This window comes from Clostridium moutaii (genome assembly GCF_041205085.1).
Taxonomy (GTDB): Bacteria; Bacillota; Clostridia; order Clostridiales; family Clostridiaceae; genus Clostridium_B; species Clostridium_B moutaii.
Map to the genome: position 1 here is coordinate 84,224 of NZ_JBGEWD010000007.1, position 12,928 is coordinate 97,151.

Below are 12,928 nucleotides of genomic sequence, written 5' to 3' on the forward strand. Positions count from 1 at the left end.
ATCACTTTGAATTAAAATATACTGCTTTTGAAAAATCTATATTAAAATATAGATTGCTCCCCACCTGAAAATTATTGGAACTATCTTCTATACATTTCAGGAAATAATCACCATGTTTTATTGTATAATAAATTCTATCCCCTGCATATTTCTTATCTAAAATTTTACCCTTATTATCCCCCTTATTTTTAAAGAGTTTTATTTTTTCAGGTTTTATAAGTGCCTCCACACATCCTTCATTTCCAATATAGCCTGTAGCCCGAAATCTTCCAAATTTACAATTGAATATATTGTTTTTCATCTTTCCCTCTATATAGTTTACATCTCCAAAAAAATTGGCAGTTTCCTTGCAATTTGGCTTTTCATACATATTCTCAGGTGAATCCTGTTGTATTATATTCCCGTTTATCATAAGAGCTATACTGTCACCCATGGTAAGAGCCTCCTCCTTATTGTGAGTTACAAGAATAGTAGTTATATTTAATTTCCTCTGCAAATTACGTATAAGTTCCCTCATGGAATTTCTAATGTTTATATCCAAATTGGCAAAGGGCTCATCCAGCAATAAAATTTTGGGTTCCACTGCCAATGCCCTAGCTAGTGCCACCCTTTGTTTTTGTCCTCCTGAGAGTTCAGAAGGATATTTCCTGTCTATTCCATCAAGGCCAACCATTTTAGTGATTTTTTTTACTTTTTCTATTATATATTTTTTATTTTTTTTTCTCATTTTCAACCCAAAACTTATATTCTCTTCTATGTTCAAGTGTGGGAAAAGTAAAAAATCCTGAAATACTATAACTGCCCCCCTTTTTTCTACTGGAATTTTATTCACTAAATTACCATCTAGATATATTTTACCATCATCTGCATCCAAAAGCCCTGCAATTATTTTTAAAATGGTACTTTTGCCACAGCCTGATGGTCCAAGAAGGCATAGTATTTCTCCCTCATTCACAGAAAAGCTTACATTCTTTAAAACATATTTATCATTAAAGGATTTCTTAATATTAACAAGTTCTATGCCAAACATTTTTAATCTCCATTTTCAATAAATTCAATTATATATAAAAATAATCTTCCATCTCATAATAACTTCTAAGAATTTTCTCTATTACAAATAAAACTATTAATGAAGTTATTATAAAAATCAAACTAAAGCTTGCTGCAATGTTTTCATCTCCACCTTCGATAAATGGAAACATCAAAATAGAGTAAGTTACAACTTTTCCTCCTCCTATTAAAAAAGTTAAAAAGTATTGGCTAAAAGATACTATAAATACTAGAAAGGCAGAGGAAGTCACTGCGGGCATAATTGTAGGCAAAGTAACGTAAAAAAACGTTTGAATTTTAGTAGCACCTAGAACCCTTGCCTGTTGTTCTAACTGTTCACCCAATATTTCAAACACATCAGATATAATTCTCACTGCATAGGGAATGCAGGGAATCAGATGAATTATAACAACACCCAGAAAACTATTTGCAATACCAATCTTTAAAAATTCTACATGTATACCCACTCCAACTGATACTGGTGGTATTATTATAGGCGCAAGTACTATTAACTTTACTATATTTTTACCCTTAAAATGGTATATCCCAAGGGCACGTCCTGCTGGTATGCTTATTGTAATGGTAATTAATGTAACTGTCATTGAAAGAATTACACTATAAATTAAAACTTTCAAAGAATTATTACTGCTGAGTACATACTTAATTCCCCTCAAGCTAAATTGTCTTGGAATAAAATAAGGCCACTGCCAATTTCCTGAAAAAGCTGAAATTATAAGTATGATTATGGGAAACAGGCAGATAAAAGCTAAAATATATAATAAAATTTTAGATACAATGTTTTTATTTCCTATCATATTTTCTATCCTGCTTTCCCCAAAATAATGAAAAACATCTTTCATATAAAAATATCAGTATAGAGGTAATAATAATAAGTATAGTATTTATCACCATGGCATAAGGCCTATTGGTTAAATCAGAATTTGAATATTCTATATACGCTTTAACGGGAAGAGCCTTTGGGAAGGTCGGTCCTATTAAATAGGGAACTTCAAAAGACCCAAAGGAAAATGCAAATACTATCAAAAAACATGAAACTACGGAAGGCATTATGAGCGGCAATACTACATAGAAAAAAGCTCTTTTTTTACTGGCACCCAAATTCAACGCGGCTTCAAATAATTTCTTATTCACTCTTGACATAGTTCCATAAACCACCAATGCAATAAAAGGTACTTCTTTCCACACATATGTAGTAATTATCCCTAGTCCCTTTCTATCAAAAATAAATAGAGGAAATTGACTTGTATTTTTTATAATCCCCATATAATAAAAAATTCTTGAGATTACTCCACTTTGAGATAACACATTAAATACTAAAAGCACCACCACTGTATGCGGCACTATTATTGGAATTCTATATATCTTATTTAAAACACCATTTCCCTTATTACTAATAAGTATAAAATAGGCAATACTTATTCCCATGACAACTGATAAAATAGAAGATACCATAGAAGTATACACACTAAAATTAAGGGATTGAATAAAATCAGCTGAGGTAAATACTTCTCTATAATATTTAAATGTTATCTCTCTCAGTCCCACTGCAGGAAAATATCCTAGGCTCTGAAGTATACAATTTACTATTCCAAAACCTAAAATACCTACAATTATAATTAACATGGGACTTAACAGAAAATAGGGTTTCATTTTTTCTTCTATAAGCTGGTTTTTCACCTTTACCCTTCCTCTATTTTTTGTTTGGTATATTTTCCATCCACACTTTTTCTATAATAGGTACTAAATCTGCCGGTACTTCGGGTAACCTGGCTTTAAAAAGCTGTTCCTGAGGAATTGCACCTTCACCAATCTTTACCTTACCCAACCTTTCCTTTTCACTATTATCCAATTTATTATTATCAAATACTGGCAAGTCTCCCCACACATCAGGATTATACTTGGAATATTGTGCATCGAAACTCAACACCATATTGATAACCGCCATAGCCCCTGCCTTATTGGGAGCATTAAAAGGTATTGCTAGAAAATTAGTATTTCCCACAGTCCCTTTTTCAAAAAGAAAGGATTTTGAGGTATTGGGAAACTGACCGTTTTCTATCTGCTGACTTACGGAATTGGGATTGTAAGACATAGTATCCAATACTTGTCCCTCACTGTATAAATTATTTAACATAGATATATTGGAAGGATAAGTTTCGCCTTTATTCCAAAGATAAGGCTTTATTTCTTCTAAATAATCTATAGCCGGTTTTATCTCTTTTTCCACAGTTTCTTTATCCGGTTTCATATTAGAGAATTTTTGATAACCAACTATATCGTATATTATATTTCTTACAAAGGCACTTCCCGTAAAATCCGGTGGTGCAGGATAGGTAAACTTTCCTGGATTCGCCTTTATAAAGTTCATAAGCTCCTCATAGTTTTTAGGAGCATTTGTTACTTTTGCTGTATCATATATCATTACAAATTGTGCCTTTCCATAAGGTGCTTCATATCCATCTATGGGGTATCCAAAATCATACTGGACATCCTTGGAATTTTGATCTATGTACTTTTTATAATTAGGTAATTTTCCCGTAAATGGTCCATACAACAACCTGTTTTTTTTTGCGGTATAAAAATTTTCTCCATTTATCCAAACTACATCTATAGTGCCCTTTCCATCAGCTTGTTTTTCCCCAAGCATTTTATTCAATATATCATCAATATCCATAGGTACTCTTTTTAAAGTTATATTGTATTTTTGTTTCAACTCTTTAGAAAGATAATTATCCAACCATTTGTTGGTTTGTTCACTTCCTCCCCATCCATAAAAATTTACAGTAGTTCCCTTTGCAGATTTCAATATATCGTTCCAGTTTTTATTCTTAAACTCATTTTCTGCCTGATTATTTTTTTGTCCACATCCTGCTAAGAGAAAAATTGGAAATATCAGCAGTAAAAGCACCGAAATAAACCTTTTCATACTATACCTCCCTTAAACTCAAAAATTATATGAATCCAGATATACCATAGCTATTATATCATATAAAATTTATATCATCTATTTGGTTTTATAATAGTAGGATGTACATAAAAAAGATATACTGGTATTATATTTAGTACAGGCAGTAAAATTCAAAATTTTTATCCGATGGTTATCATTGCTAAGGCCATCACTTCATAAAGTGTGGGATAAGCAATAATACACCCCTGGATAAGTTTTTCTAAGGTTTCAGATACGGTGGCATTCCTTATGGTTAAGACTTCCACCTTAACCCAAAAATCACTTGATAAGGAGGGATTACATGCTTAATTACTATGGACTTATAACTGGTATTTTCGTATTAATCTTAACAGGTATTGGCCATATACTTGTAATAAAAGGTGAATATTATTTTGGAGTAAAAATATGGCCTTTATTTTTATTAATAGGTTGTTTGAGCATAGCATTTTCCCTATTAATTAAATCCAACATACTATCTGGTTTTTTAGGCATTTTAGGTTTCACTTTTCTATGGGGTATATTGGAATTATTTAAACAAAAGGAAAGGGTATCTAAAGGTTGGTTTCCTAAAAAAGATAATTAAAAATACAAAGCAAGGTGTCTTAGATGAAGAAATACTTTTTTGTAAAATTAATATCAATATTTATAATAATTGCGGCTGCATTTTTTATCTGTCGAACTTATATATTTCAAAATAAAGCAACAAATATTTATAAATACAGTCAGATTCAAATACCACTAGAGGGTCAAATTATATGGAACGATTCCACTTTAAAAAATATATCTGTAAAAGATAAAAATAATGACACTATTGATGTATATATATTTCCCAGTGCCAACGGTAAAACTTTACTTATAAATCCCCCTTTAGATGGATTTAATGAAAATGATAAAATTTATGTTACTTTATCTTCAAATTTACATTTTAAAAATTATAGGATGAAAGAGGACAAAAAGTTATGCTTCACTATAAAAGCAGGCAATTCATCTACGCTATCGAGAATTGTAAGAAAACCTCAATATGGGGATATAGTGGGAACTACTGATAATTTTATGGGATATAAATATAATCACTATGGAATATATATTGGCAATAATAAAGTGATTCATTATTGCAGCAGTACAGGTACTGCAACAGATGCCCAAATAAAGGAAACAGATATGGATACTTATTTTAAACCAGGAAATTATTTTATTTTAAATGTAAAAAGTAGTGTGGAATTTAATCCTAAAGAGACTGTAAAAAGGGCAGAAACAAGACTTGGGGAAAAAAGCTATAATCTTTTAGAAAATAACTGTGAACATTTTGTTATTTGGGCTAAAACCGGTAATTCAAAATCCTATCAGCTAACCAACTTGTCCCAATCAGAATTAGCCCAGATAAAAATATTTACAGCAATGGGGATAAACTTACAATAGTTTTTAACCTCCTATTTGATACATCATCTTATTGCTTTCGCTTTTATTTTTTGAATCCATATTATGCTGTAATGGTTTACTAAGTATGCCTTGTTTTAAGTTTTCCGTAAGAAGTTCAGCATTATTCAGACAGGATTTTAAATTAATTACTTTGTCTGAATGCAAACAGGGTTTTAGGTTTCCCACTGAAGTAAGTCTTATTCTATTGCAATTTTTACAAAATTTACAACTCATTGGGCTTATAAATCCTATATTACCACGGTAATTATCCACCTTGTATAAAGAAACTGTACTTCCTGAATGAGTTTTCTGAGGAACTAACTCAAAAGTATTTTTTATAATTTTCAAAACATTTTCCGAAGATAAATAACTGGTTTTATAAAGCTTTTCACCCTGTCCAATTGGCATTAATTCAATAAACCTAATTTCTATAGGCAAATCTTTTGTAATTCTTATAAAATCTACAACCTCTTCATCATTAAATCCCTTTATAAGTACGACATTTATCTTAACAGGTGTTAATCCAATACTCAAGCACTTTTCAATAGATTTTAATACAGTATCTATATTACCTCCCCTTGTAATATAATTAAACTTGTCCCTTTTTAAAGTATCCAAACTTATATTTACTCTTTTTAGGCCAACTGATTTTAATTTGTCTGCTAAATCATATAATAATGTACCATTAGTAGTAATGGCTAGATCAGAAACTCCCTGTATCTTGGCAGTCTCTTCTATTAAATAGTCTATATCTTTTACTATAAGTGGTTCTCCTCCGGTATATCTAATTTTATTTATTCCAAGATGAGCTGCTGCTTTAATAATCTTTAATATATCTTCGAACCTTAATAATTCATTATAGGGTCTTTTTATTATTCCCTCTTTAGGCATACAATATCTGCATCTTAAGTTACATCTATCTATAAGTGAAACCCTGAGATAATTTATCTTTCTTCCATACTTATCTTCCATAACTAATCCTCCTATGTCTAAGTAATACATCAATATTCTGAATTATCCATGAATATTAAAGCAATTTTACTTATATAATCACCTCTTTGACTTGCCACATCAAGTTATACTATGATTTCATGATATATCATAAAATTATAGTATGCAAGTCTAATATTAAAAATCGCCTCAAAAGTATTATGAATATTTCTATTGCTTTTAAGACGATTAATGTTAGTTTATAATCCCTTTTTAGCTATATGATATTTTTGTAAGATGATTTTACTACTGAAGCTTATACATACCCTTGCTTTCCATGTACTTATAAATGGACTCACCGTGTTTCTGCTCTTCCTTTTGTATATGATTTAATACATCTCGGGCATTTGTATCCCTGAATTCAAATATTGAAGTATCATATGTACCTGAAATATATTTTTCAGTCATAAGCATATCCTTGCACATATCCTCATCGCTAACTTGAGCCATACCTACCTGCGGTGAAGAGCTACTTGAATTTACATTTAAATTGGAATTACCTTGCTTATTATTTAAATCTGGAACTGTTCCGTTTAAAAGTGAATTAACGCTGTTCAAGTGTTCTTGCTCAATTGAAGCATTGTTTAAAAACAATTGTTTTAGCTGAGAATCTTTAGCTTGATTGGCATAATTTGTGTACTTGTTTATACACATAGCTTCATGGCTTTTTTGATCCTCCAACAGTAATCTTTCTTTGTTTGTTAAATTTATTGACATAAAAACACCTCCAATTTTATTTTGTATAATAAAAGATGATTTTATACCTAAAAAAATACTTCAAATAAAATATAATCTTATTTGAAGCAATAGAAATTCTTCAATCGTATAATATAGTAGAAAGATTTATGTAAGCTCCTAACAAATATAAAATATATAAGTGGAGGGTACACAGATTATATAGCTAAAATTTTCTAGGAGTTTACACAATCTTATTTACCCATAGTCATTATTATACTTAATTCCATATATTTTAATAATATTATCCAAGATGATTATATCATTAAATGGCAATATTTAAAACCTATATTGATAAATTTATAAAAAGCAAATACATAAAAATTCATATTAACTCATTTCTATTAATTTACCCCAAATAAATTTTATGTGTACAATTTACGTTAACACAATTCATAACCATGAATATATTATCATTGTAAAGAGAATATAAGAGGTGAAAATAGTGCATTCAAAATTTGTTCCCTATACGGATTCCGAATATATATCCCCTTCTATGTTTCCAACTAACTCATCAGGTAAAAGTTTAGCAAGAGCTTATGTTCCTATGCAGCCTTATATAGGTTTACTTCCTTTAAATACGGCATTGGAAAAGGGTACTGTATTCCCTAATCTCGTTATGCCTTATCCCGAAGATCAAGATAATATAGGAGGAAATAAACATGAAGGATGGTAAAAAATTATTAGATAAGATTAGACAAGTGGAATTTGCTGCAGTGGATCTAAATATTTTTCTAGACAATTTTCCTGACAATAAGAAAGCTCTTGCCGATTATAATACTTTATCAAAACAGCTTATGTACCTAAAAAAAGAATATGAAGTAAATTTCGGCATGCTCACTAATTTTGGATTTAGTCAAAGCGAATATCCTTGGTCGTGGATAAATGAACCTTGGCCTTGGGAGCCTGACAAATAGGAGGTCACATATATGTGGATTTATGAAAAAAAATTACAACATCCTGTTAATATTAAAAGCAAGGATATACGAATGGCTAAATACCTTGTGGCTCAATACGGAGGACCTGATGGGGAATTAAGCGCTTCTCTCAGATATTTGAATCAGCGCTATACCATGCCTACAGGCAAAACTAAAGGTTTACTTACTGATATTGGCACTGAAGAACTGGCTCATGTGGAAATTATAGGTGCTATGGTATACCAATTATTAAAAGATGCTACTGTATGTGAATTGGAGGAAGCAGGCCTAGGAGGGCACTTTGTTCAGCATGGACGTGCACTTTATTGGCAGGATGCAAATGGATTTCCTTGGACTGCCACCTATATAACCGCTACAGCGGATCCAATAACAGACCTCCATGAGGACATGGCAGCAGAACAAAAAGCCAGAACAACTTATGAGCATCTAATAACTTTAACGGACGATCCTGATATAATAGATGTTCTTAAATTCTTATGGGCAAGAGAAATAGTTCATTTTCAGCGTTTTGGAGAAGCTCTTGTTCAAGTCCAGGATAAGATGGATTCCAAAAAATGTTTTTAATCTTTAAATTTTTAATGATTCAGAGATAGTGGAAAAACTAGCTGGAAGTAGTGCATTTATGGTGTAATAAAAAAAGGTACTATGGTAACTGTTTTTTACAACTAACATAGTGCCTTTTTTAAACGTATTTAAATATCCTTAATATACAGTTTTATATTCTATTTGGTGCGAAAGACGGGACTTGAACCCGTACGATTTTACTCACACGCCCCTCAAACGTGCGCGTCTGCCTGTTCCGCCACTCTCGCATACAATAGTATTATAATAACTTTTTACATAGTTGTCAACTAAAATTTATCATAGATTTACCAGGGATGCATCTAAAGAAGCTTCCCCATACAAATATTCATAAACTTTATAACTAACCTCCACCTTTTTAATATACTTGTCTGTCTCTTTAAAAGGTATATACTGAAGATTTTCTCCATCTGCTGAATGTTGAGAGTCCTTCAGCCATTTCTGCACATTGCCTCTTCCTCCATTATAAGCAGCTAGGACAAGTTTCATGTTACCGTTAAACTCCGTTTTTAAATTGTTCAAATACCAACATCCCATTTTAATATTAAACTCCGGATCATTTAACATATCTTCTCTAAAATCTCTTATATTCATTTTCTCTGCCGCCCATTTTGCAGTATCTGGAGTTATCTGCATAAGACCTATTGCATTTTTATTGGATCTGATATCTGCTTTAAAATTGCTTTCCGTCTTAATCACAGCCATCACAAAATGTGGATCCAAATTATATTCTTTAGAATACTTCACTATATAACCTGAATATTTTAAAGGAAAATAGTATCTTACAATATTCTTTGCATTTAATACTGCCATTATTATTAACATAAATACTACTATTCTACTTATAGATTTCAATCTCATCTATGCCCTAAATATTATTTTAAGGCACTTCACCCCCCTATAATTTCATATTTATCTTATTAAATATCTCCTCCAGCTGCCTTTTGGTTTCTTCCAACGTATCTGAATTGTCCAATATAAAATCTGCATATTTTTTCTTTTCTTCTAAAGACATTTGAGAATTTATTCTATGGATTATCTGAAGCTCCGTCAATTTATCTCTTTTTTTTACCCTGCATATTTGAACGCTCCTGTTTACCCAAACCAGTAAAATTAAATCTAAATGCTTATAAAATCTATTTTCTATAAGAGTAGCTCCATCTACTATACAAATCCTTTCATTATTTTTTTCCAGTTTATCAATACTGTCTAATATTTCTCTCTTAATAAAAGGCATTATAATATTTTCATATTTTATTCTTTCATATTTACATGAAAATATATAATCTCCAAATTCTTTTCTTTTAAGTTTTCCTGAATCATCTATAAATCTTTCCCCAAAAATTGATTTTATCTTATCAATTATAACAGGATATTTCTCAATTACATTTCTGGCTATATCATCTGCATCTATTATTTCCATACCCTTTTCCCGAAGTATATCGGAAACAGTGCTTTTCCCGCTTCCTATCCCTCCAGTAAGTCCTATTTTAATCACAGCCATCCCTCTTTTAACACTTCTTATTTAGCCTCGTACCAATTGCTGCCTATACTTATATCCACCTCAAGAGGAACTTTCAAATCCAATACATTTTCCATTTCCTCTTTCACAATACCCTTTACTTTTTCAAGCTCTTCCTTATATACATTCAAAATCAATTCATCATGTACCTGAAGTATTAATTTACTTTTTAAATTGCCCTGTTCCAATCTCCTGTACACATTAACCATAGCTATTTTTATAATATCCGCCGCACTCCCCTGAATAGGGGTATTCATGGCAAGCCTTTCTCCTAAAGATCTTATTATTTTATTTGAAGACTTTATTTCAGGTATAAATCTTCTTCTGTTCATCAATGTAGTAACATAAAAATCCTTTTTAGCTTCCTTTACTATATTGTCCATATATAATTTTACGTTTGGATATCTTTCAAAATAAGTATCTATATAAAGTTTAGCCTCTTTTCTGGATATCTTCAGGTTTTTGGCCAGGCTGAAATCACCTATACCATATACTATACCAAAATTTACAGCTTTTGCATTGCTTCTTTGAGTAGGTGTAACCTGATCTATTGGTACCTTAAATACCTCTGAAGCAGTTTTAGTATGGATGTCACTGTGATTTATAAATGCACTTATTAAATTTTTATCATCTGCAATATGGGCAAGTACCCTCAACTCTATCTGTGAATAATCCGCTGAAAGTATAACACAATTTTCATTATCCGGCACAAATATTTTTCTTATTTCTTTACCCATTTCATATTTTATAGGTATGTTTTGGAGATTAGGTTCTGTACTTGAAAGTCTTCCAGTGGTAGTCACTGTTTGGTTAAAACTGGAATGAATCTTACTATCCTCTCCTATAACAGTTTTTAAACCTTCAATGTAAGTTGAATACAATTTTGTAAGCTGCCTGTAGTAAACTATATTTTCAATTATAGGATGCTTATCCTTTAATTTTTCCAATACCTCCGCATTAGTGGAATATCCTGTCTTGGTTTTTTTTATCACAGGCAGATCTAATTTTTCAAAAAGTATCTTTCCCAGTTGCTTTGGAGAATTTATATTGAACTCCTCTTCAGCAAGGGAGTATATTTTCTTTTGTATCCTTTCTATTTCCAACTTGAATTTATTCTCCTGCTGCATAAGTTTACTCATGTCAACTTTAAATCCCTCGTATTCCATTGACGCAAGCACATGTATAAGCGGCTGCTCCACTTCATACAAAAGCTTCTCCATATCTCCTTCTTCTATTTTTTGTCTTAGTGAAGAATATATTTTATCAAACATCATGGTTTCTTTAACAAAAAGATTTTTATCTTCTTTGGAAATATTTATTCCAGTATATTGCTTAATAATATCTGCAAGTTCATAATTTGACTTGGATGAATCTATGAGATAAGCTGCTATTTTTATGTCAAATTTTATTTTCAAAAGTTTTATGCCCATTTTATGCAGTATACTACAAGGAGCTTTTATATCATAGCTGACTTTACCCAAATCAGGATTTTCAAATAAGTTTTTCATAAGCTTAACTGTACTGCTGCTGTCTTCACCATACAATTTATTTATATCTATTTCAAAGTTTTCTTCCCCTAAATTTATAAATATTTTATCTATAAAGTTTTTAGAATATACTTTCTCACTTACCACTTTAAAATTCACATATAATAAATTATCCTCTATCTTTGAGTCCGCTAAATGATCTACAAATTTTTGTAATCCAGCTAAAGTATTTATATTATTGACTTCCACCTTAAAGTCATCTATTTCAGGTTTTTCCTGCCCTTCTATTTTTGGTATCTTACTTATTAAAGACTTGAATTCAAGCTTTTCAAACAAACCCTTTAGTCCTTCAGCGTCATATTCACTTTTAGATTCAATTGACTTTAAATCCATCTCTATAGGCACATCTGTAATAATAGTAGCAAGTTTTTTACTAAATGCAGCCTGCTCCATATATTTTTTTAAATTTTCTCTTAACTTTTTACCACTGATATTATCTATATTCTCAAATACATTTTCTATGTTTTTATATTCTTTTATTAACTTAAAGGCAGTTTTCTCACCTATACCCGGAACACCTGGTATATTATCTGAGTTGTCGCCCATAAGTCCCTTAACATCTATAAATTGTGTAGGAGTTACGCCATATTCTTCTATCATTCTATTTTTATCATATATTTCCCTTTGTGTAATTCCTTTTTTAGTTATAACCACCTTTACCCTGTCTGTAGCTAATTGAAGAGCATCTCTATCTCCAGTAATTATATATACCTCTACTCCTTTATCTTCAGCAAAAACAGATAGTGTTCCCATTAAATCATCTGCTTCAAATCCATCTATCTCAAAAATATTTATGGACATCATATTTAATATTTCCTGTATTATAGGAAATTGCTGGGATAATTCAGGAGGCATCTTTTTTCTTCCAGCTTTATATTCACTGTACTTATCATGTCTAAAAGTAGGTGCACTTCTGTCAAAAGTACAGACTATGTAATCGGGCTCAATTTCCTTTTTCATTTTTAACAACATATTTAAAAATCCATAAACTGCATTGGTATGAGTTCCCTCTGAATTAGTTAAATCCGGCAGTGCATAAAATGCCCTATTCATTAAACTGTGGCCATCTAGTATTAATAGTTTTTCATCATTCATTAAATTACCTCCAAAATCATTTCGTTTATAAAGAAGCCTTATCTCATTAACTATTAACTCTTATATAATATCACCCTTATTA

At 30.9% G+C, this 12,928-nt stretch carries 14 protein-coding genes and 1 tRNA gene; 5 read left to right on the top strand and 10 right to left on the bottom strand.

Annotated elements, in window-relative coordinates; translation table 11 throughout:
- Position 1: 1 nt before the first annotated feature.
- Genes AB8U03_RS08905 through AB8U03_RS08920 form a run of 4 tightly spaced genes read right to left on the bottom strand, consistent with a single transcriptional unit; the run spans position 2 to position 3,997 of the window.
- Complete coding sequence (locus AB8U03_RS08905) at positions 2-1,030, bottom strand: ABC transporter ATP-binding protein (RefSeq protein ID WP_369704197.1); 1,029 nt, start codon at positions 1,028-1,030, stop codon at positions 2-4.
- Between the two features lie 28 nt (positions 1,031-1,058).
- Positions 1,059-1,865: an ABC transporter permease gene (locus AB8U03_RS08910; protein WP_369704198.1), complete on the bottom strand. Its 807-nt coding sequence runs from the start codon at positions 1,863-1,865 to the stop codon at positions 1,059-1,061.
- Positions 1,852-2,733: an ABC transporter permease gene (locus tag AB8U03_RS08915; protein WP_369704302.1), complete on the bottom strand. Its 882-nt coding sequence runs from the start codon at positions 2,731-2,733 to the stop codon at positions 1,852-1,854. Before AB8U03_RS08915 ends, AB8U03_RS08910 begins: the two co-directional genes overlap by 14 nt.
- 28 nt (positions 2,734-2,761) lie before the next feature.
- Positions 2,762-3,997 carry an ABC transporter substrate-binding protein gene (locus AB8U03_RS08920; RefSeq protein WP_369704199.1) on the bottom strand — a complete coding sequence of 412 codons (1,236 nt, stop codon included), beginning with the start codon at positions 3,995-3,997 and terminating at the stop codon, positions 2,762-2,764.
- 322 nt (positions 3,998-4,319) lie between these two features.
- On the opposite strand from AB8U03_RS08920, the gene AB8U03_RS08925 reads away from it, so the two are divergent.
- Positions 4,320-4,601 (top strand): DUF4491 family protein, encoded by a 282-nt coding sequence (locus tag AB8U03_RS08925; RefSeq protein WP_369704200.1) that lies wholly within the window; start codon positions 4,320-4,322, stop codon positions 4,599-4,601.
- A 23-nt stretch (positions 4,602-4,624) separates the two neighbouring features.
- Positions 4,625-5,437, top strand: coding sequence for a lecithin retinol acyltransferase family protein (locus AB8U03_RS08930; RefSeq protein WP_369704201.1), 813 nt, complete (start codon positions 4,625-4,627; stop codon positions 5,435-5,437).
- A gap of 3 nt (positions 5,438-5,440) precedes the next feature.
- Here the strand turns inward: AB8U03_RS08930 and moaA are convergent, their stop codons facing one another.
- Complete coding sequence (gene moaA / locus AB8U03_RS08935) at positions 5,441-6,409, bottom strand: GTP 3',8-cyclase MoaA (RefSeq protein ID WP_369704202.1); 969 nt, start codon at positions 6,407-6,409, stop codon at positions 5,441-5,443.
- Between the two features lie 264 nt (positions 6,410-6,673).
- Entirely contained in the window at positions 6,674-7,144 is a 471-nt protein-coding gene (locus tag AB8U03_RS08940; RefSeq protein ID WP_369704203.1) for a spore coat protein, read from the bottom strand.
- Positions 7,145-7,607: 463 nt separating this feature from the next.
- On the opposite strand from AB8U03_RS08940, the gene AB8U03_RS08945 reads away from it, so the two are divergent.
- From AB8U03_RS08945 to AB8U03_RS08955, 3 genes are read left to right on the top strand one after another with little or no spacing between them, the layout of a single operon-like run.
- The gene (locus AB8U03_RS08945; protein WP_369704204.1) at positions 7,608-7,838 is read left to right on the top strand and encodes a spore coat associated protein CotJA; all 231 of its coding nucleotides are present in this window, start codon (positions 7,608-7,610) and stop codon (positions 7,836-7,838) included.
- Positions 7,825-8,079: a spore coat protein CotJB gene (locus AB8U03_RS08950; protein WP_369704205.1), complete on the top strand. Its 255-nt coding sequence runs from the start codon at positions 7,825-7,827 to the stop codon at positions 8,077-8,079. Before AB8U03_RS08945 ends, AB8U03_RS08950 begins: the two co-directional genes overlap by 14 nt.
- Positions 8,080-8,091: 12 nt before the next feature.
- Positions 8,092-8,664: a manganese catalase family protein gene (locus AB8U03_RS08955; protein ID WP_369704206.1), complete on the top strand. Its 573-nt coding sequence runs from the start codon at positions 8,092-8,094 to the stop codon at positions 8,662-8,664.
- Between the two features lie 163 nt (positions 8,665-8,827).
- On the opposite strand, the gene AB8U03_RS08960 is transcribed toward AB8U03_RS08955, so the two are convergent.
- The 4 genes from AB8U03_RS08960 to polA form a co-directional block, all read right to left on the bottom strand.
- Positions 8,828-8,912 (bottom strand) — tRNA-Leu (locus AB8U03_RS08960).
- A 49-nt stretch (positions 8,913-8,961) separates the two neighbouring features.
- Positions 8,962-9,537, bottom strand: a complete 576-nt coding sequence (locus tag AB8U03_RS08965) for a lytic transglycosylase domain-containing protein (RefSeq protein ID WP_369704303.1) — start codon at positions 9,535-9,537, stop codon at positions 8,962-8,964.
- A gap of 43 nt (positions 9,538-9,580) precedes the next feature.
- Positions 9,581-10,186, bottom strand: a complete 606-nt coding sequence (gene coaE / locus AB8U03_RS08970) for a dephospho-CoA kinase (RefSeq protein WP_369704207.1) — start codon at positions 10,184-10,186, stop codon at positions 9,581-9,583.
- 17 nt (positions 10,187-10,203) lie between these two features.
- The gene (polA, locus tag AB8U03_RS08975) at positions 10,204-12,846 is read right to left on the bottom strand and encodes a DNA polymerase I (RefSeq protein WP_369704208.1); all 2,643 of its coding nucleotides are present in this window, start codon (positions 12,844-12,846) and stop codon (positions 10,204-10,206) included.
- Positions 12,847-12,928 lie beyond the last annotated feature (82 nt).